Below are 19,575 nucleotides of genomic sequence, written 5' to 3'. Positions count from 1 at the left end.
CTCCTCCTATAAGTATACGACTCGGTGCGTACCCCAGGCTTCCGGCTTATGATCCGTCAGCTCCAGAAGCCAATCCTTGCCGTATTTATTCAAAAAGGCAACAACGTTATAAACCCTTTCCTGGGGCTTATTCTGCGGATGCAGCGACAGCTTGATACGATCCAACTGCCGAATAGACGCCTCGTACTGGGAGCGGTGAGCATCCGTCGCCCGGGCTTCGAGAAATTCCATCTGTTCCAGAATCTTCAGCAGATTCACATCGCCCAGCTTGCGCATCCCCGGATTGATCTCGGACACTGCATCGATGATCGGATTGTACAATTGGCGGAATTTTTCCTTTGCCTCATCGAAACGAGCTTCTAAACCGATCTCGTCTTGCTCCTTCAGCCAATCTTCCTTACGTGCTTCAAAGCTTTCAAAGACCGCATCGAAGTCCAAATCGTATTTTTGCATATGTTTACGAACGGTGCCCTCCACCAATGTATGCCTGTTCCGCGGCAAAAGAATTGGCATCTCCATGGAAAAGGCGGCAAACCCGCGGCAAAGCAGCCCCCAATAGGAGATCTCTCCAGGCCCTAGTACAGTAGCCAGCACAGGGAACAAGAAGTCTTGCATCAACGGTCGGGTCATCACATTGTTGCTGAAGGACTGCGGAGAGCGGTCCAAAAGCAGCTTCAGTTCCTCACCAGTCATCCGGTGGCCACCCTTGCGGTCGGCATAACCGTTTTCGGTACGGTACAGAAGATAGCGTTCGCCCGTTTCCTCATCAAAAAGAAATAAATTTACGCAGTCCTCATGGATTTCCGCTTGGGGCTCGAAGCCAAGAGCCTCAACCTCAGCCCGATTTTCTTCCAAAGACAAGGAAAAAGCATGTTGCCCATCCAGTAATTTATCAAACATGGGAGCCTCAACAAGGCGCAGCTCCGGGTCATCGGAATCAAGCAGCACAAGTCCCCGTTCTCCAAACAGCCATCCCATCATCCGTGCAAAAAAGTCCGTCAACGTAGCGGAATGATTTGCGAATTCCCGAAGGCGACCGACAAGCTCGGGTTTGAATTCCGTATCCATTAGAGAAGCTTCCAGAGCTTCTAAAACGGGTTCCCAATCGGCAATCTGCGACCGGCTGACAGAGGTACGCGCACCGCCGGGAGCATCGAGCTTGATTCTATCAATCTCCAGCTTGGACGACAGCGTCTGCACATGATTGACCTCGTCGAAATCATGATCCTCACCGGCAATCCAAAATACCGGGACAACCGGCCTGCCGAGCTGATCCTCCGCCTCTTTTGCCGCCTGCAGGATCGTGATCGCTTTATACATGATCATAAGCTCGCCGCTAAATAATCCGGCTTGCTGGCCTCCCACACAACGAGAGTGTGGGAGTCCGCCAATTGTTCGGCTCGAAGCAAGGCTTGGGGAGCATTGCCGATTCTGCGGTTATAATTCAACAGCACCTGCGAGAGCATTTTTCGGTCGGCGCGAAAATGATCATGATCCAAGCGTTCGGCTCTTCGCTCAAAACTCGTCTTCTCCCAAGGATTGTATGCGTACAAATGGCTGACTCTGTCGAAGTGGTTTATGTAATCTTCTGCAAGAGATCGGCCATGAAGAATGCTCAATGGCTCAATTTTCAAAGGTAGTCCTCCAATCAGCAACCAACAAAAGTTCGGTAACTTTCAAAAAATGTCCTCTTCGATTGTACATGGCCTTGTTCATTTAGTCAAAGAAAGACAACCAATGCCGGATACCCCATGAAACAAATCAAAGTGCAGCATCGTCAGAAAAATAAGAGAAAATTTTCATAGGATAAAGGGGGCTTCTCCATGTCAAAAAACAGGCGGTCTCGTGTCATCCAAATCGCACTGGCAGCTTCTCTGCTTTCGGCTGTTCTGGCCGGCTGCGCAAGCAATTCGCTTGATAAAAGCAGCAATGAGACTGCTGCCGGCGCTCCGGCGGCCAAAGGTGCCAAATCCGAGTTCACGTTTGACGCCAACAGCAACAGCACTTCACAGACGATGGCAGTTGAAAAAGGCACAGACGGCACTGGCGCATCCGCTAGTACATCCGGTGCTCTGGCAACCGCAGACAATGCGATGAATCAAAAACTGATCTACAAAGCGAACTATTCTATGCAAGTCAAAAACTTCACCGATACCGAACAGGAAATCCGCAAACAAGTAGCAGCAGCCGGCGGCTATATTTTGAATTTCAACCAAAGCGATAACGGCACCCGCAAGTCCGGACACTTAACCGCGAAAGTACCTGCCAAGGGTTTATCTTCCCTCCTGGACGCGCTGGATAAGCTTCCCGTAATCGATATGGAGCATTCCGTAAACGGAACCGATGTCACAGAAGAATATGTCGATCTTGATTCAAGATTGAAGGCAAAGGAAGTCATGGAAGAACGTCTGCTTACTTTCCTCAGCAGTGCTACCAAAGCCGACGATCTGGTTGCCTTTTCCAACTCCCTCGGCAACGTTCAGGAAGAAATTGAACAAATCAAAGGCCGCATGCGCTATCTCAACGAAAATGTAGCGATGTCCACCATCGATATCGACATCTCCGAAAAGGGCGAGCCGCTTATTTCTGTTAAAAAAGAGGGTCTATGGGGCAGCATGACCTCTGCCTTTACCTCCTCCCTCCATGCTTTGAAAATCACCATTCAAGCGATTCTCATTTTCCTGATGAGCATCTTGCCTTTCCTCATCGTCATCGGAGTGCTTGTCTTTCTTGTACTCTTCGTGCAAAAACGCTTGCCAGCCCGCTTCAAGAAAAAACCGGATCCTGCTAGACCGCCCGTTACCCTTACAGAGTCCGCCATTGACGTTACACCACATGAAGAGAAAGCCAGAAGTTCTGAAGACGATTGATTGTTGGAAGTAAGTTGAACGATTCCTTTAACGATTGTTCCGGATTTCGTCCGCTAAAGGGCGGATATAATCAAGAAATCCACATAGAAAAGGGGCTGTCCAATAGGACGGCCCCTTTTACGATTCAAACGATTAGTATAAGTGGCAAGCCACAAAGTGACCTGGTTCCACTTCTTGCATGTCCGGCATTTTCTGAGAGCAGACTTCCATTGCGTGCGGGCAACGGGTGCGGAACGGACAGCCGCTGGGAGGATTCACCGGGCTGGGCACTTCGCCCTGCAGGACGATGCGTTCGCGTTTTCCGGCTTCCTTTGGATCCGGAACCGGAATAGCGGAAAGCAGGGATTGGGAATAGGGATGAAGCGGCTTGGCATACAGCATATGCGAAGTCGTAACCTCCATCATTTTACCCAAGTACATAACGCCGATACGATCGGAGATGTGCTTCACCATCGCCAAGTCGTGAGCGATAAACAGATACGTCAGGCCGCGCTCTTTTTGCAGCTTGGCAAAAAGGTTAACAACTTGCGCTTGAACCGATACGTCCAATGCGGAGATCGGTTCGTCCGCAACGATGAATTGCGGTTCGATAGCCAAGGCACGGGCAATGCCGATCCGTTGACGCTGACCACCGGAAAATTCGTGAGGAAACCGGCTGGCGTGCTCTTTGTTCAAGCCTACGGCATCGAGCAGCTCGTACACCCGCTCGCGGCGTGCTTTCCCTGAGGCGAGGTTGTGAATATCGAGACCTTCGGCGATAATATTTTCAACGGTCATCCGGGGATTAAGAGACGCGTAAGGATCTTGGAATACCATTTGCATTTTGCGAGTATATTCCTTCGCTTCCTTGCCTTTCAAGCGGTTGACATTTTTGCCGTCAAACAGAATATCACCGTCTGTCGAGTTGTACAGACCGATGATGGTTCTACCTGCCGTCGATTTTCCGCAGCCGGATTCGCCGACGAGACCAAAAGTTTCCCCTTTGTGGATGGCGAAATTGATGCCGTCAACAGCTTTCAGGACGCTGCCGCCGCCCAGATGAAAGTGTTTCTTTAAGTTGCGGACTTCAAGCAAAGTATCAGACATTCTTTACACCTCCTGCGGAAACCGGATTCTCGACCTTAGGAGCGTCCGGGTGAAGCAGCCAGCATGCGGCGCTTTGGGTGGACGAAATGGTGAAATGATCCGGATCTTTTTCCAAGCAAACTTCCATGGCATAAGGACAACGGGCGGCAAACGGACAGCCTACTGGCGGCGCGAATAAATCGGGCGGTGTACCGGGAATCGGTACCAGCTCGTCGCCGTGCTCCGTATCCATCCGCGGAACGGAACGCAAGAGTCCCCAAGTATACGGATGCTGCGGATTGTAGAAGATGTCCTCTACATTCCCTTGCTCCACTACTTCGCCGGCATACATGACGATTACCCGCTGCGCCATTTCGGCGACGACGCCAAGGTCGTGGGTGATCAGGATGATCGCCGCGTTGGTTTTCTCTTGAAGGTTCTTCATCAATTCCATGATCTGTGCCTGGATCGTCACGTCCAGAGCCGTCGTCGGTTCGTCGGCAATCAGCAGCTTCGGTGAACATGCAAGAGCGATGGCGATCATAATCCGCTGCCGCATCCCGCCGGACAATTCATGGGGATATTGGGCGAGCCGGCTCTCCGGGTTGTTGATGCCGACCATTTTCAGCATTTCCAACGCTCGGGTGCGGGCTGCTTTCTTGCTCATATTCTGGTGCTTAATCAAGCCTTCGGCGATTTGATTGCCGATGGTCATCGTAGGATTCAAAGAGGTCATCGGGTCCTGGAAAATCATGCCCATTTCCGAACCGCGAATTTTCTCCATTTGTTTTTCCGATATTTTCGTAATATCCGTCGTGCCGTTGAAGAGAATTTCTCCGTTCTTGATGATTCCGGGAGGAGTGGGAATAAGCCGCATAAGCGTTTGGGCCGTTACGGATTTACCGCAGCCCGATTCGCCTACGATAGCCAGTGCCTCACCCTTGTTCACCGTGAAATTGACTCCGCGAACCGACTTGACTTCTCCGGCATAGGTATGAAATGAAACTTCGAGATCTTTAACTTCTAGCAGGACATCTTTATTAGACAAGATGGCTCCCCTCCTTTACTTGCGCATTTTCGGATCGAGGGCATCCCGCAAGCCGTCACCGAGCAGATTGAATACCAGCATCGTAAGCGCGATAAGAGCTGCGGGGAAGAAAAGCTGATAGGCATGATGGGAAATCAGGCTTCCCAAAGCATCGTTGGCGAGAGTTCCCCAACTTGCCTTTGGAACGGGAATCCCGAGTCCAAGGAAGCTTAGGAACGCCTCAGAAAAAATAGCTGCCGGTATGGTAAACGTGATATTAACGATAATGACGCTGAGCGTATTGGGAACAAGGTGCTTGAACAGCAGACGAGTGCTGCTGGCTCCCAACGTTTTTGCGGCAAGAACGAACTCCTGCTCTTTAAGCTGCATGATCTGGCCGCGGACAAGCCGCGCCATCCCCAACCAACCGAAAACACCCAGGGCCACGATAATGGTAAAGAGGCCGGGTTTCATAACGACCAGCAGCATGATGACTACGAGCAGATAAGGAATACCGTACATGATTTCAACAAATCGCATCATGATGGAATCCGTTTTACCACCCTTGAATCCGGCGATTCCGCCGTAAATGACGCCGACAACCAAGTCGATGGCGGCGGCGCAGAAAGCGATCAAGAGCGAATAGCGGGCGCCGTACCAAACCCGGACGAACAAATCACGGCCCAGACTGTCCGTCCCGAACCAGTGAACGGAATCAGGCGACTTGTTGATATCCATGAAGCTCTGATCGGAGTAAGAAAAGGGGCGAATCATCGGACCGATAACCGCCATGATGATCAAAAAGGCGACGATGCAAAGGGAGGTAATAGCCAGCTTATTCATTTTCAGCCGTCTCCAAGCATCCTGCCAGTAGCTCATACTCGGTCTGACGATTTGCTCAGCGCTAGCGCCTTTGTCAATCGGCTGAAAACGGTTATCCTGCACGTTTGTAGACAATTACTTCTCCCCCTTTCCAGCAAGCTTGATGCGTGGATCTACCATTGTATAGATGACGTCTGTAATAAACAGGATGATGACCAGGAAGGCGCCATAGACGACAACTGAACCCAGAATAAGCGGGTAATCCCGGTTGCTAATACTTTCCACCAGCAGTTTGCCAGCTCCTGGGATGGAAAAAATCTTTTCAATAATAAAGGTACCTGTCAAGAGCGTTGCCGCGATAGGTCCCAATATGGTAATGACCGGCAGGATCGCATTCCGCACGGTATGACGATAGATCGTTTTAAAACGGGTAAGGCCTTTGGCTTTAGCTGTTTTGATATAGTCCTGATTAAGGACGTCGAGCATATTAGAACGCATCATCCGAGTTATTTGCGCCATGGGCGAAAAACTCAATGCGAGTGTTGGCAGAACCGTATATTTCCAGGACACCCATCTGGCTATGGGGAACCATCCCAGCTTAATGGCAAAGAATTGAATAAGCAAAGTAGCGAGAACAAAGCTTGGCACCGCTGTTCCCAATACGGCAAGAACAGAAGAAGCGTTATCCGGCCACTTGTTGTGATACAAAGCAGCGATAACACCGAGAATAAGTCCGCCGATTAAAGCAACGATCAGCGCTTGAAGACCTAATTGAAGAGATACGGGAAGACTGGTGGACAGCATCGAATTGATGGTGCGGTCCTTAGTCATAGAAGGACCTAAATCCCCATGAAACAAATCGCCCAAATAACGGAAATATTGCATAATAATTGACTCGTCCAAATGGTAATGACGGTTGAGGTTTTGAATAATGGATTCGGGTAACTTTTTCTCTCGGGTAAATGGACCACCCGGAACCATGTGCATTAGCGCAAAAGTGAGGGTGATCATAACCCAAAGCGTGATGAGCGCATTTAACCCCCGGCGTGCAATATAGCGAAGCATACGCTTGCCCCTTTCAATTGTAAATCCATGACAGTTGTCCTCATTCAGTAAAGGAGGGTATGCCAGCCGTATACTGGCATACCCTGTTTACTGGATCAGTAAAATTGTGCAGTTTTTTTTACTTCAGAGTAACGTGACGGAAAATCGCGTTGCGGTTAGCAGGTACGAATACACCTTGAACTTCAGGTTTTTGAGCGTCAGCCGTGGTGTAGAAGTAGATCGGCATGATCGGCATTTCGTCCATCAGAATCTTTTCAGCGTCGTGGAAATCTTTTTCGCGCTTGGTTTGGTCGGCTTCAACGCGAGCTGCGTCAACCAACTTGTCGTATTCTTTATTGGACCAACCGGTGTTGTTGTTGCCGCCGCCGGTTACGAACATGTCGATGTAGGTCATCGGATCGAGGTAGTCGCCGATCCAACCGGTACGCATGATTTGGTAATCCAGCTTGCTTTGACGATCCAGCCATACCTTGCCTTCAACGTTCTCAAGGGTTACGTCGATGCCCAGGTTTTTCTTCCACATTTCTTGGATAGCTTCAGCAATTTTCTTGTGGCCTTCACTGGTGTTATAGGTCAAAGTTACTTTCGGCCAAGCGGACATGCCTTCTTCTTTCAGACCGTCGGCAAGCAGTTTCTTAGCTTCATCGATATCTTCTTTGAAGTAGGCAACTGTCGGTGCGTTCAGACGGTAGTCATGTCCGTCTTCACCCATCAGAATACCAGGGCCGGTAAGGGCATAAGCAGGCGTTTGGTTAGCTTTGGTGATGTTGTCGATAATGGCTTGACGATTGATGGACATCGCTAGGGCTTTACGGATCTTCGCGTTGTCAAACGGTTTGGCCGTTACGTTGAAGCGGTAGAAGTAAGTGGCCAGTTGCGGATAGATCTTCAGCTCGCCATTTGCTTTGGCAACGTCGATGCCGTCAGGTACAACGGAGTGGAAGTAGTTCATTTCACCGTTGGTGTACATTTGCCAAGCGGTGTTGTCGTCGGTAATGTTGAACCAGGTGATCTTCGTGGTGGAGATGCTTGCGGCATCATAGTAGGTGTCGCTCTTCTCGGCTACGGCTTCGGTGTCCTTGCCCCATTTGGTGAGTTTGAACGGACCGTTGCTGACGTAGGTGGAAGCGTCCTTAGCCCAATCTTTGTTCGCTTCGGCTACCTTTTGGTCAACCGGATAGTAGGTGTAGAAGGAAGTCAGTTGCGGGAAGTAAGGCGTCGGAGCAACAAGCTTAACTTCCAGTGTCTTATCGTCGAGGGCTTTAACGCCAACCTTGTCGGCAAGTGCCTTCAGGTCGTCTTTAGCCGGATCTGCTGTGTAATATGCTTGACCGCCTTCAATGTAGTCGCCAACGATGTAGGCATATTCAGAAGCGGTGTTCGGATCAAGCGCGTGCTTCCAAGCGTATACGAAGTCGCCTGCAACGACAGGATCGCCGTTGGACCATTTCAGGTTGTCCTTCAAGGTGAAGGTATAGGTCAGTTTGTCATCGCTCAGTTTGTAGCTAGCGGCTTGGCCTTCTTTCAAGCCATTGGTGTCTTGATAGTACAAGCCTTCAAAAACGTGGTCCAGAACCCAGCTGGAAGAGCTATCCTTCGCAAGCTGAGGATCAAGAGATGCAATTTCACCGTTGATATAGGTGGTGATTTCGCCCGGTTTGCCGTCTGCAACCGGAGCAGTGGATCCTGCTGCAGCAGAAGTAGATGGTGCAGGACTGCTGGATGCTTCTGATTTGTCCTTGGTGGTCGAGCAACCGGCAAATACACTGCCTGCCAGTGCTACGATTGTCAAGGGTGCAAGAATACGCTTGATCTTCATTGTTGGCCTCCCCCAAAATAGTGTTCATTTATTTTTGGAAGATCCGGTAAGTGTATATGTTTACCCACTCGGACACTTCTCAAAAACCAAAAAAAATAAGAACCTCTTATGCCGTAAAACTTGTAAATCATTATACAACCAATGGTTAAAAAAAGTAAACGTCTATGTCAGATTGTTTTTTTAAAATTACTAATTAATTTTATTTATCTGTCTAATACATGCCAGCTTTACCATGTCAAAGCGCTGATGGCCGCGCATTTTGCGGCTCCAGCCCTCTTATGATCCGATAAACCGTTGTTGTGACAGGAGTGTGAATTCCACTATTTCCCGCCAATCGAATCAATTCTCCGCTGATCCACTCGATCTCTGTTTTATGGTTTCGTTCAATATCCTGTAGCATAGAAGACTTGTTGTTCGCTGTATTGGCGCATACTTCCAAGATGGTATCCCAATGATGATCCGGTAATACGGCTCCTTCTGAGGCGGCAACCTGTTTACCTTCCTCATACAACCCCTTCATAAGTAACATTCGCTCTGGTTGCTCCGGAAGTTTTCCGTTCGGTATCCGGAAGATCCCCGTCAAAGGATTGATAACGGCGTTGATCAATAGTTTTTCCCAAATCGCATTCTTCATATCCGCATGCAGTTCCACCGTGAACCCTGCTTGTTGCAAATCTTCTTTTAACCTTTGCAAGACGCCGTTTTCCTCATCGACATCCAAGTCTTTTCCATCTGAAAGAGCCTTTCCTACTTTCGTCAATCCCCTGCCGGTGTGCAATACCTGCCGGGGGGAAATGCGTTTTGCTCCTTCTGTCGTCACCGCTGCAAATAACCGCTTCCTGCCGGTTCTTTCCGCAATTCGCTCCAGATGCCCGATCCCATTTTGGAAACAGAGAATGTTCGAGCCTGACTTTGCGTACAAAGCCAACCGTTCTATTATATCCGCTGAAAGATCGGCTTGTTTCAAGGCAACAAACACCCAATCCGGAAAAAAATCGCCAATGTTCCGTACCCAATCTTCTCCACCGAAGAAACGAGATTCAATTGGAAAAATGTGAGCGCCCCCATCCGTATCCTCCAGCAAGAGGCCGTCATCCGCCAGCATCACGCTCTGATAACTTGTCCGTGTAATGAGCACCGGATTCTGTCCGGAATACCTAAGGGCACCGGCAAGCAGCAAACCAAGGGACCCGCCGCCCATAATATGGATGTTCATGTCTACCTCCACGCCTGTTTTGCAATCTAGTTCAAGACTACACCACAGATAGGGCTTGCGCCAATAGTTCCATACGAATGTGCTTACATATGAAAAAGGCGTGTGCTCCCGCACATCGCCTATTCGTTCATTCCTTCTATTCAATCCGTTCCAGATTGCCATTGGCATCCATTTTGAAACGGGATTTGCTATCTTCCTCATCTTCCACTAAAAACGCAAGTTTGCGAGCTCTGTCCATAATTTGCAGCAATGCTTTGTAATCATCGTTCACGACCCGGTAATCGGTCTCCACTTCATTCACTTGCTTGCCTAGCTTCTCATTTTCACCACGGATGCGGGACAATTCGTCCCGGGCCTCTTGCAATTCCCGCTCCAATGTTTTCGCTTGGCGGGTTAAGTCTTGAAAAGCGTTCTTCCATTGTCTGAGAAAACGGATGACCGTATCGACGGATATCGTTTCTTCGCTTATTCCTTCATTGCGAGTGGCCATACCTTCTATATCCAAAACGGAGACGGAGGATAATTGAGGAATGGAGGAAGCGCTTTTTTTCAGTTGGTTGCGTTTTTGCCTTTGGGATTTTGCAATTTGGATGGCGGTTTCATATTTTTTGCGGACAAAACTGTTCCAACGAAAACCGCAAGCCGCCGAAGTGCGGCCGATTTTTTCGCCCACTTCCTCAAAAGCGGTCAATTGGGTGCTTCCTTCCCGGATATGACGAAGCGTAACCTCCGCCAAAATGAGATCGTCTTCTTCGGTCCAGGCATCCTGTCTCACTGCCGACATTCAAATACCTCCTACATGTAAAAGAATAGCTCCGTTTTGGAGCGAACTACATTCCATAGATAAACGGCTGACGCTGGTCCTCTTAAGAAGACGAGCGGCGCTTACCATTGCTGTACGGAACAAGAGCGGGATTATTGCCGGCTCTTATCCTCTCTGATCCTGTGAACGATTCCCACCATGGGCGACTTCTTGCCGTTGCTTTATTTTTATGCCCGTAGTAGAGTTCATAGAATCTATTTGTATTATCCGGTATAACCATTTTTACAAAAACTCATACCTAACCTGCTTGTTTTAAAATAGAAACCCGGTATTTTCCAGATTCCTGCGATTTCCTGTGATATATTTAACAAATTCTCATGAGATTTATTTACATGGATGCATTCAAAGGCTATAATTATTCTAATAATATCCATAATGGATAGTGTAGACCGCACCGGACCCGTGTCGGAAAGGAGGTTGTCTCTAGTGGCGCGCATGTATCGCGTTCTCGGCTTTTTCGCATTCGTCATCGCACTGATGGCAACGGCAGGGCATATGCTTCCCATGGCGTTCATCTTTTATTTCCAAGCGGCGGTATTTATCATTCTTGGTTATTTAAACCTCACCGAGCGAACGTATATCCTCATGTTTTGGGGATACATGATTCTTTCATTTACAGGATTTACATATTGGTCATTCTTCGTTTTGAAGGTATGACCCCAAATGCAAAAAAGGCGAATTCCCTTCATACGGGAGTTCGCCTTATTCATTATTGTTTGTCATTTCGTTAAGGTATGGTCAGTTCCAAAACTTTGAACAACTCGCTCATCGTATCTCCCAATAGTAATTGTCGGATTGCCCGGTTTCGTTTGGCCGCAGGACTGAAAGGGTCTGTCCCGCCATGCTCGGAAAGCAATTCCAGCACCCCTGCCTGCAGCAGAAAATCTCTCTGGGTTTTCAGTGACCAAGCTGCTGCTCCGCCCTCTTGCCCCGCACGTATGCAAGCGGAAAAATCTACATGAGCCGTAATATCCTGCTCGCCGGGATATACGAAGGGATTGTCGTGAGCCAGGTGATTGCGGTAGCACATCAGCGTCCCCTTCATCCGGTGGGCGGAGTGGATTTCCTGGGAAACATCGCCGTAATCGACGGCAACTAAAACGCTGTCCGTGAGGCTGTGGCACGTCTTTTTCAGCCAAGACATGCCTGCCACGTTCACCTCAATCTCCTGATTCTCCCTTAGCTCAATCTCTCCGGCTGACAAATACTCGAGTATATCCGGATTGCTGAAGGGCATTAAGGTTTCGATAAACCCTCCCGATTCATTGCTCCATTCCACTCCGATTTCATAGAGCAACCCTTTTTGCTTTTTCACGCGATAAACGGGAAACGCATCCAACAGTTCATTGGAAAACAAATATACATGGCGGTGAGGTGTCTGACTCATCCATTCTTCTTCCGTCATAAACTCAAGGCGTTCCCGGTGATCCTGCAATGCCGCTTCCAATTCCCGGCGGTGATAGCCGCTTTTCTCTACAATGATATAGCGCATCGATAGATAGAGTTCATGCTGTTTTTCCGCAAGGGTATCCAGGATGGATTTGGCCATCTGGCCGGTTCCCGCTCCCCATTCGGAAAACACCGGCACTTCCCAATTCGCAGCGCGATCGGCAAAATGCTTGGCCACCATCTCGCCCATGATCCCGCCTATGGATGCGCTTGTATAAAAGTCGCCTGATTTCCCGACTTTGGGGCGATCCTGCATGTAATAGCCGTATTCGGGATGATAGAGACAGCTTTCCATATAGTGGTGGAAGGAAATCCTTCCATCAGAAGCCGCGATGTCATCGCAAATCGCCGCGATCAGCGGATTTTTTACTGTATCCTCCAACATTCTGTCAACTCCCGCCATTTTGATTCTATGTTATAATAGCATACGTTATAAACCTTCATTCACTTTCTAAATGCAAAAATATCTATAAGGAGATTAATATGATTCTATCCAAAAGCGGCAAAGCTGCCCTCGCCTGTATGGCGGCTGCTCTGGTCTTCAGCGGTTGCGCCAAGACCCCCCATCATGAAAAGGAGGACGTGACAGCTGCACTGGCCAAGCTTGGAGAAGTCAAGCAATATACCTTTTCCGGAAATGCCGCAATCGACTGGGGAACGGCTCCTGCAGCAAAAGACAGCAGTGAAACGTCCGCCTTGCTAGCCTCGCTCATGGCTCTGTTCAGCAACAGCAATTGGACATGGAACGGCGCTGTCACTACCGAACCTATGCGCTTGGAAGCGGAATATAAAGCTGCACCTGGCGGGGGGCAGCAAACTCTTGATTTTCCCATGATCGTTAACCAGAATGTGCTGTACTTAAGCATACCCTACCTGAACAAATCAGGAGAATATTATTCCTTCGATATGAGCAAATGGACAAGCTCCGATGGAGCAAAAGCACCGCTCTCCCTTGACGGGTTGAAAAACACCGATGCCGCAGTAGCTCAGATCATGTCCCTATTACTCACGGATGCAAAGTCCGGCTGGTTCGCAAAAGCGAAGAACCCAATCGATCTGGCGGATGGAAAGAAAGGCCAGTCCATCACCATGTCCATTACGGATAAAAACCGGGGGGAAGTTTCGGATCAACTGAACAAGGAGCTTCCTGCGATTGCTGACTCGCTGCAGAAAAACGGCATTATGACGGCTGCCCAAGCCGAGAAGCTGAAGAGCGGCGGCAGTCAGATCGCTCTGTCCGGCCCTGGCGAGCTAAGCTTTATAATCGACGATGCCGGCTATCTCCGGCAAATGGGCTTGATACTGGATATGACCACGAAATCTGCCTCCGAAGCTGCAGCAGAAGCTCACCATATCGAGTACAAGCAGGAATATGACGCCATCAACCAACCGCCAACTTTCACGAAAGAGATTCCGACAAACGCAAAGTCTTTTGATGAGGTTTTGAAGCAGCTTCCGCAAAAATAAGAACGACGTATCTACGCCCCTCCGGCATAGCTGGAGGGGTTGTTTTTTGCCCGGCATGTACTATCCCCGAATCCGGACAGGTATATATAGCAAGAGAAGAAACACCGCAGGATAAGAGGGGGACATGTTATGACCAGCATCCGCCGGGTCCTTCTTGCCGCCGCAGCAATCTGCACCCTATTCACCTTACTGATGATTCCGGCTCAAGCTTCAACCGAAGAAGACAATGCAAAAAAAATGCTGCTCCAGGCCGGACTCACTCTCGCCCAGATTGAAGAAGAGATCACCAGGCTCCAGGATCAGCGACAGGCAGTGGAAATGCAGATCGCACGCTCCGAAAAGGAAGAAGCTGCGCAAAGCGAACAGGTGAAGAAACGAAGGGATCGGGCCGGAACCGTTCTCCGGGCGTACTACATGGGACAGCGCAAGTCCATGTGGCTCATGCTGCTAGAGGCAAAGTCCTTCTCTGATCTGTTCGATTTGTACCGGAATATGCGGATTATTTACGAAACCGACCAGCAGGCGCTAACCACCTACCAAGACGAATATAACCGATTGAAAAACGTGCGGAAGTCACTGGAACAAGAAAATAAGGATTTGACCGATCTCCTCGCGACCTATGAATCGGAGCGGACTCGAATGGGTAGCCTTCAACAGCAAATCGACGCCAAGTTAAGTCAACAACCGGGATCCAAAGAAGAATGGCAGAACCAAATCAAGATGATGCAGAACTTGTGGAAACAAACCGGCCAGCCCTTATTCGAAAAATACTTTAACGCCATGGCTGGCGCCATGCAAGAGCTCCCTAACACCCTACTCCAAGGCGGAAACAGCAAGTCATATTTTCACGGCACGGAATTCCGCATTCGCGATAGCGAACTGACCGACTACTTCCACTCTCAATCCGCCGATTTAGCCGGAATCACCATAAGCTTTACGAATGGAACCTTGACCGCTGACGGAAAAGAAAACAATCTCGAGGCGGTTGTGAAAGGGCATTATCAGATCGAACAGAAACCAAACCGACTGCAATTTCATATCGACCAGCTGGAGTTCAATGGCTATCCCTTGGATCAAACGACGGTAAGTGCTTTGGAAAGCGATTATGATCTGAGCTTTTCCCCTGGCGACATCAATCCGATGCTGCAAGCAACCTCCATTACCACTGAGGATGGATGGCTCCGGATCAAATTTACCATCAACCCTTAGCGGTCGGATGAGCTGTCCGATTCCGCAAGCTTCATGGCATAGGCCTTCAAATCGATGGTCCCGGAAGAGAGGCGCATCCCTTCCTCGCGCACCATATCTTCTCGCTTGGCGGCATCAAAGGATAATGGCGGCGTTACGCCTTCCTGCACAAGCCAGGCATAGGAATCATATTGTTCCTCCTGCCGCAGCTGCGGGGATGAATAGCTAGCCAGAAGCGAGGGAAGCTTGCCTGTCAGTTTCCAAGCCTGGGACTGGGCATCGGCAGACGTGACGGATTCGATCCAATTCATAGCGGCGGCGCTATTCGCCGAACGGGAGGATACGGCAAAACTGCGGCCCATAAGCCATGAGCCTGGGGTTTTGCCATTCCCGGAAATCGGCAGGGCGCCTAATTTGATAGCGCTCGAGCCATGCTTGCGGTACTGGGATAGCGTCGTCACGATTGCAGCCATTTTCCCCTTTTCCAGCAGATCCCACGGACTAAACTCGGCTGAGGGTTGGGGATAATTTTTGGCGAATACTGCCCCTTTCCATTCCGTCTCTTGGGGAAGCAGAAAATTTTGCAGCGGCTGCAGAATGCTTTCGTTGGCCGCTTCCTTTAGCGGGTTGCCTTCTTCCGGGATGCTGCCGGAGAAGATCGAGTAGATCGAAAGAAAAGCCATATAATCGTCAGGATCAAAATAAATACCGTACATACCTTGGTCCGGCTTCATCCACTCTTTGTTCCAGGCAAGCATTTCATCCCGATTCGCAGGGGAGTGCTCCCATTTGCCGCTTTTGGCAAGCTGCTCGTTCCATATAATGACATAGGGGTCCACATCCTTCGGTACTCCCCATGTATATCCGTTCCATTTATTTTGATTGATGGCAGAGGTGAGATATCCCGTTTGCTTTTCACCGGAGAAGAATTCGTCCAAAGGATTTAAATACCCCAAGGCAGCAAACTCAGCAATCCAGCTGTTGTCCAAAAGCATAATGTCAGGCGCTTCCCCTAGTGTGCTGAGCCGTTTCAGGGTAGAGTACTGAGTGTCTTGCGGCAGATTCTCCAGGGAGATGTCAATATTTTGCTCATCCACGTACCGGTCCGTCCGTCTCTTTAAATCGGCGAACTCATCTTCCGCAAGAGATACTGACACGCGTAACGAATTGACGCTATAATCCGGCTCGACTTTCCCCGGCTTTGCCGCTTCAGGAGCGGCGCCAGCCGGCTTCGACGGAGTCCGATCCTGCACATTAATCAATTGCAGGATAAGCAGCATAGACAAACACAGGACAGTAAACAGCATCAGAAGGCTTTTCCGCTTATTCAAGAAAAATACTCTCCTTTTTACCCAGCATCACCCTATTATCCTATCATATTATGAAACCCCTTACCTTAAAAATTCCACCGGAAGTCCCAAAGATAAATGATCTTGCCAACACCACCCCCTCAAGTGAAGCCACCCCTGATGAAGCGTAAGCAAGTACTATGCGGGGACCTATGCTAAAACGAGCGACGTTTAATAGTAAACTTATAAATTCTGATGTATAAAAAATGCCGCCTCCCCACCCTATGGTGAAGAAGCGGCATCTCTTTGTTTTCCAAAGTTACAGAAGATCCGCAGCGAGTTGAGCCAAATGGGAGCGTTCGCCCTTTTCCAAAGTGATATGGCCGCTCACCGCTTGGTCCTTAAAACGTTCCACCACGTAGGTTAGCCCATTGCTGGAAGCATCGAGATAAGGATGGTCGATTTGTTCCGGATCGCCCATCAGGACGATTTTGCTTCCTTCTCCTACCCGGGAAACGATGGTTTTCACCTCGTGGCGGGAAAGGTTCTGCGCTTCATCGATGATGATGAATTGGCCCGGAATGGAACGGCCGCGAATATACGTAAGAGCCTCCACTTGGATGCTGCCCAGCCCTGCAAGGATCCGGTCGATGTCGCCGGATTTTTTCGTATCGAACAGAAATTCCAGATTATCATAGATCGGTTGCATCCAAGGCCGCAGCTTTTCTTCCTTTTCACCCGGAAGGTAGCCGATATCCTTGCCCATGGGAACTACGGGACGGGCGATCAACAGCTTTTTATATTTATGTTCATCCTCCGTTTTTAGCAGCCCTGCAGCCAGAGCCAGCAGCGTTTTCCCCGTTCCGGCCTTGCCTGTCAGGGTCACCAGGGGGATATCGTCATTCAAAAGCAGTTCCAGTGCCATGCGCTGCTGGGCGTTGCGGGCGCCGATGCCCCAGACCGGTTCGTTGCTTAAAAACAGCGGCTCCAGCTTTTTTCCCGTTTTATCCACTTTCAACAAGGCTGATTTCGCCGTTCCCATCTCATCTTTCAAAATGACGAATTCGTTGGGAAGCAGCCGCGTTCTCAAATTGAGGCTGTCTATGGAAAGTTTACGGAAGGAGTAAAATTCATCAATCACCCCGGGGTGAGTTAGAATCGTCCGGCACCCGCTATACATTTCAGGAAAGGTAACAAGATGGTCCGACAAGTAGTCTTGAGCAGTGATGCCCAGCACGTCGGCCTTAACCCGTACCAAGGTGTCCTTGCTTACGAGGATGACGGGTCTTGGCAGCGGGTTGTTCTGTTCCTCTTGATGATAATTAAGGGCAACCGCCAGGATCAGGTTGTCATTGTTCATCTCGCTGAACAAATCCTGCAGCTTATTAAAGCTGCGGTGGTTCAGCTCCACTTTGAGCGACCCGCCGTTTCCGAGGGGAACGCCGTCATGCAGCTTCCCTTCGTCGCGGAAACCGTCCAAGATCCTTGATACATGTCTGGCGTTTCGCCCGATTTCGTCAGCGAGCCTCTTTTTGGAGTCGATCTCTTGAAGAACGATGGCGGGAATAATCACCTCGTTGTCTTCAAAGGAAAACAGCGCATTCGGATCATGCAGCAGCACGTTGGTGTCCAAAACGTAGATTTTTTTCAAGATAATCCACTCCTGTCGCATCGGCGTTTTTTCCTTCTATTGTGCAATCATCCCCCGTACATAGGAAGACGAATACTGGAAATACTATGCTGAAATGCCTCAATCAATCCAAGTGGAAGGATGATCATGATGAGCTACAAAAAACGGATTCTGACTGCTTTCTTTGCAGCCCTTGCCCTGTTTACCCTTGTCGGCTGCGCAGCTCGGGCACCGAAAGCCGCTCCGAACACGTCGGCAAACAATATGTCGGTTAGGCAAGCGGCGAATAACGGCCAAGCAACGCCTCATTTAAGCATGAAGCAGCATTCTGAGCATCTGGTGGACATCGCCCTCAGCGTTCCACAGGTGAAAGGCGCTTCCTGTCTGCGGCTGGGCAACCTCGCCCTGGTAGGCATCGATGTGCCGGGTAATTTGGACCGTTCCCGGGTGGATACCATCAAGTATACCGTTGCCGAAGCGCTGAAGAAGGATCCTCAAGGAGCGGGGGCTATCGTCACCGCCGACGTCGATCTGGCCCAGCGGATCCGCGAGATCAGCGACCAGGTCAAGGCCGGCCATCCACTCGCAGGTTTCGCCAACGAGCTTGGAGATATCCTTGGCAGGCTGATTCCCCAACTGCCGCAATCTCCAAACTCCTAGGGGGAGAGCCGATCCGGCCTGAAAGACGACAAAAGCCTAGCTCCGCATAGGAGCTAGGCTTTATTCATGGCCTCAAACACTTGTCCATCCAGTTTATCGGCTGCACGTCTATCGTAGGTCTTCTCATACTCCGGTTCAACGGTAATTCTGGAGCCGTAAAACATGGCATTGCGTACCGACTCAATCTCGATGTCAAGACAGCTGAGTTTGATCGGCACATCATCGAGCTCTTCCGAAACTACTCTTACAGACCCGTAAATGACATTAACACCGCCTCCGCCGAAGAAGGTCGCGGTCACTTTCGGATTTGCCTTGATGTTGCTGATAATGCTGGAGCGATGGTCCACCGCAAAACGCAGCCGCGAGGGCTCTGCCGCATAAATCCAGGAAATGGCGCTTGCATGGGGCGCACCGGACTCGGCGTCCACCGTCCCAAGCAGAACGAACTTCTCCTGTTGGAGCAAGGAAAACTGCTGCTCTGATAAAACGGCCAATGTTTCCGCCATAGGCTGAAGCCTCCTCTAGACGATAGCTCTTACATCTCCAGTATACCACAGGAAGAAGCCATCAAACCATACGGAAGAGCCTATGGCAAGCAGCACTTTATCCGGTCAGCTGTTGAAGCGGGGCTCGGATTCGATATCGTGGAGCAGCTTTTCGGCGTAAGTACGGTCAAACCGTTTTCTCTGTTCTTCACCGTTTAATTCGTAAAAAATGGCGATCAAATCCTCGCTGACCTCCGTCCGGATCGATGTTATGCCGTGATCCTCGCGCAGGATTTGATCGAAAAATGTGGCAGTATCCTGTGCGGACGGGTCATCGGGTCTTCCATCAGCAACGATTTTGATTTGCAGCCAATTGAAAAGCGCGCTTTCCAAATCCATTCCTTACCCCTCCTTGTTTTTCCGTTCAGTTGCCCACATACGTACCCGGACGATGAACATCAACAAGATGGCAACCGCTAGGCAGTAGACGATCGGCAGCTCCAGATCGATCTGAAAGAAGAGGAGGATAACGCCTCCGACTGCGATCAGCAAATAAACGAGAAGATCCTTCAGGAGGGGCAGCTTCCGGGTCCGAAAAACTTTATTGTACACATACACAAGCATGATATAGATGAAAAGAAACGTGATCCACGGGTGATCGGCAAACCAGTGATTCATGGGCTCCCCTCCGCTCCATTTC

The 19,575-nt window shown here is 49.7% G+C and carries 18 protein-coding genes and 1 pseudogene; 5 read left to right on the top strand and 14 right to left on the bottom strand.

Going from position 1 to position 19,575, the window contains the following annotated elements; all coding sequences use genetic code 11:
- Nucleotides 1-6: 6 nt before the first annotated feature.
- Nucleotides 7-1,619, bottom strand: a pseudogene (bshC, locus tag TJ79_RS01025) (bacillithiol biosynthesis cysteine-adding enzyme BshC).
- Between the two features lie 204 nt (nt 1,620-1,823).
- On the opposite strand from bshC, the gene TJ79_RS25580 reads away from it, so the two are divergent.
- Entirely contained in the window at nt 1,824-2,870 is a 1,047-nt protein-coding gene (locus TJ79_RS25580; protein ID WP_052339152.1) for a DUF4349 domain-containing protein, read from the top strand.
- A 132-nt stretch (nt 2,871-3,002) separates the two neighbouring features.
- Here TJ79_RS25580 and TJ79_RS01015 read toward each other — a convergent pair whose 3' ends face one another.
- The 7 genes from TJ79_RS01015 to TJ79_RS00985 all read right to left on the bottom strand — a co-directional run bounded on the left by TJ79_RS01015 (nt 3,003) and on the right by TJ79_RS00985 (nt 10,668).
- Entirely contained in the window at nt 3,003-3,956 is a 954-nt protein-coding gene (locus tag TJ79_RS01015) for an ABC transporter ATP-binding protein (RefSeq protein WP_040948417.1), read from the bottom strand.
- Nucleotides 3,949-4,986, bottom strand: coding sequence for an ABC transporter ATP-binding protein (locus TJ79_RS01010; protein WP_081756630.1), 1,038 nt, complete (start codon nt 4,984-4,986; stop codon nt 3,949-3,951). The genes TJ79_RS01015 and TJ79_RS01010 overlap by 8 nt, the downstream gene beginning before the upstream one ends.
- 12 nt (nt 4,987-4,998) lie before the next feature.
- Complete coding sequence (locus TJ79_RS01005; RefSeq protein ID WP_052339151.1) at nt 4,999-5,919, bottom strand: ABC transporter permease; 921 nt, start codon at nt 5,917-5,919, stop codon at nt 4,999-5,001.
- Entirely contained in the window at nt 5,920-6,849 is a 930-nt protein-coding gene (locus TJ79_RS01000) for an ABC transporter permease (protein ID WP_040948415.1), read from the bottom strand. It lies immediately after the preceding gene.
- A gap of 118 nt (nt 6,850-6,967) precedes the next feature.
- A complete protein-coding gene (locus TJ79_RS00995; RefSeq protein WP_052339150.1) occupies nt 6,968-8,668 on the bottom strand; it encodes a peptide ABC transporter substrate-binding protein in 1,701 nt (566 codons plus the stop codon).
- Between the two features lie 235 nt (nt 8,669-8,903).
- Nucleotides 8,904-9,884, bottom strand: coding sequence for a ketopantoate reductase family protein (locus tag TJ79_RS00990; protein ID WP_040948414.1), 981 nt, complete (start codon nt 9,882-9,884; stop codon nt 8,904-8,906).
- A gap of 136 nt (nt 9,885-10,020) precedes the next feature.
- Nucleotides 10,021-10,668, bottom strand: a complete 648-nt coding sequence (locus TJ79_RS00985; RefSeq protein ID WP_040948413.1) for an RsfA family transcriptional regulator — start codon at nt 10,666-10,668, stop codon at nt 10,021-10,023.
- Between the two features lie 465 nt (nt 10,669-11,133).
- On the opposite strand from TJ79_RS00985, the gene TJ79_RS00980 reads away from it, so the two are divergent.
- Entirely contained in the window at nt 11,134-11,364 is a 231-nt protein-coding gene (locus TJ79_RS00980) for a DUF2626 family protein (RefSeq protein ID WP_040948412.1), read from the top strand.
- A gap of 70 nt (nt 11,365-11,434) precedes the next feature.
- On the opposite strand, the gene TJ79_RS00975 is transcribed toward TJ79_RS00980, so the two are convergent.
- Nucleotides 11,435-12,541, bottom strand: coding sequence for a class I SAM-dependent methyltransferase (locus TJ79_RS00975; protein ID WP_052339149.1), 1,107 nt, complete (start codon nt 12,539-12,541; stop codon nt 11,435-11,437).
- Between the two features lie 98 nt (nt 12,542-12,639).
- On the opposite strand from TJ79_RS00975, the gene TJ79_RS00970 reads away from it, so the two are divergent.
- On the top strand, nt 12,640-13,623 hold the full coding sequence (locus tag TJ79_RS00970) for a hypothetical protein (protein WP_040948411.1): 984 nt from the start codon (nt 12,640-12,642) through the stop codon (nt 13,621-13,623).
- A gap of 129 nt (nt 13,624-13,752) precedes the next feature.
- A complete protein-coding gene (locus TJ79_RS00965; RefSeq protein WP_040948410.1) occupies nt 13,753-14,832 on the top strand; it encodes a murein hydrolase activator EnvC family protein in 1,080 nt (359 codons plus the stop codon).
- Here TJ79_RS00965 and TJ79_RS00960 read toward each other — a convergent pair.
- Nucleotides 14,829-16,142 (bottom strand): extracellular solute-binding protein, encoded by a 1,314-nt coding sequence (locus TJ79_RS00960; protein WP_040948409.1) that lies wholly within the window; start codon nt 16,140-16,142, stop codon nt 14,829-14,831. The genes TJ79_RS00965 and TJ79_RS00960 overlap by 4 nt on opposite strands.
- Nucleotides 16,143-16,419: 277 nt before the next feature.
- Complete coding sequence (locus TJ79_RS00955; RefSeq protein ID WP_040948438.1) at nt 16,420-17,751, bottom strand: PhoH family protein; 1,332 nt, start codon at nt 17,749-17,751, stop codon at nt 16,420-16,422.
- Between the two features lie 129 nt (nt 17,752-17,880).
- On the opposite strand from TJ79_RS00955, the gene TJ79_RS00950 reads away from it, so the two are divergent.
- A complete protein-coding gene (locus tag TJ79_RS00950) occupies nt 17,881-18,390 on the top strand; it encodes a YhcN/YlaJ family sporulation lipoprotein (protein WP_081756627.1) in 510 nt (169 codons plus the stop codon).
- A gap of 53 nt (nt 18,391-18,443) precedes the next feature.
- On the opposite strand, the gene TJ79_RS00945 is transcribed toward TJ79_RS00950, so the two are convergent.
- From TJ79_RS00945 to TJ79_RS00935, 3 genes are all read right to left on the bottom strand, one after another.
- Complete coding sequence (locus tag TJ79_RS00945) at nt 18,444-18,896, bottom strand: pyridoxamine 5'-phosphate oxidase family protein (protein ID WP_040948408.1); 453 nt, start codon at nt 18,894-18,896, stop codon at nt 18,444-18,446.
- A gap of 105 nt (nt 18,897-19,001) precedes the next feature.
- A complete protein-coding gene (locus tag TJ79_RS00940; protein ID WP_040948407.1) occupies nt 19,002-19,274 on the bottom strand; it encodes a hypothetical protein in 273 nt (90 codons plus the stop codon).
- A gap of 3 nt (nt 19,275-19,277) precedes the next feature.
- The gene (locus TJ79_RS00935; RefSeq protein ID WP_040948406.1) at nt 19,278-19,553 is read right to left on the bottom strand and encodes a YlaH-like family protein; all 276 of its coding nucleotides are present in this window, start codon (nt 19,551-19,553) and stop codon (nt 19,278-19,280) included.
- Between the last annotated feature and the right edge of the window lie 22 nt (nt 19,554-19,575).

Origin of the sequence: Gorillibacterium massiliense (assembly GCF_000455485.1) — a bacterium.
Classification (GTDB): Bacteria; Bacillota; Bacilli; order Paenibacillales; family NBRC-103111; genus Gorillibacterium; species Gorillibacterium massiliense.
Note: the sequence above shows the minus strand (reverse complement) of the source record. Positions and strands in the feature narration are given on the sequence as shown.

Excerpts from the sequence above, each read along its gene's own strand:
- TJ79_RS00950 (WP_081756627.1), top strand. The coding sequence starts at position 17,881 with ATGAGCTACAAAAAACGGATTCTGACTGCTTTCTTTGCAGCCCTTGCC.
- TJ79_RS00990 (WP_040948414.1), bottom strand. The coding sequence starts at position 9,884 with ATGAACATCCATATTATGGGCGGCGGGTCCCTTGGTTTGCTGCTTGCC.
- TJ79_RS00995 (WP_052339150.1), bottom strand. The coding sequence starts at position 8,668 with ATGAAGATCAAGCGTATTCTTGCACCCTTGACAATCGTAGCACTGGCA.
- TJ79_RS00965 (WP_040948410.1), top strand. The coding sequence starts at position 13,753 with ATGACCAGCATCCGCCGGGTCCTTCTTGCCGCCGCAGCAATCTGCACC.
- TJ79_RS01015 (WP_040948417.1), bottom strand. The coding sequence starts at position 3,956 with ATGTCTGATACTTTGCTTGAAGTCCGCAACTTAAAGAAACACTTTCAT.
- TJ79_RS00985 (WP_040948413.1), bottom strand. The coding sequence starts at position 10,668 with ATGTCGGCAGTGAGACAGGATGCCTGGACCGAAGAAGACGATCTCATT.
- TJ79_RS01000 (WP_040948415.1), bottom strand. The coding sequence starts at position 6,849 with ATGCTTCGCTATATTGCACGCCGGGGGTTAAATGCGCTCATCACGCTT.
- TJ79_RS00940 (WP_040948407.1), bottom strand. The coding sequence starts at position 19,274 with ATGGATTTGGAAAGCGCGCTTTTCAATTGGCTGCAAATCAAAATCGTT.
- TJ79_RS25580 (WP_052339152.1), top strand. The coding sequence starts at position 1,824 with ATGTCAAAAAACAGGCGGTCTCGTGTCATCCAAATCGCACTGGCAGCT.
- TJ79_RS00945 (WP_040948408.1), bottom strand. The coding sequence starts at position 18,896 with ATGGCGGAAACATTGGCCGTTTTATCAGAGCAGCAGTTTTCCTTGCTC.
- TJ79_RS00970 (WP_040948411.1), top strand. The coding sequence starts at position 12,640 with ATGATTCTATCCAAAAGCGGCAAAGCTGCCCTCGCCTGTATGGCGGCT.
- TJ79_RS00975 (WP_052339149.1), bottom strand. The coding sequence starts at position 12,541 with ATGTTGGAGGATACAGTAAAAAATCCGCTGATCGCGGCGATTTGCGAT.
- TJ79_RS00935 (WP_040948406.1), bottom strand. The coding sequence starts at position 19,553 with ATGAATCACTGGTTTGCCGATCACCCGTGGATCACGTTTCTTTTCATC.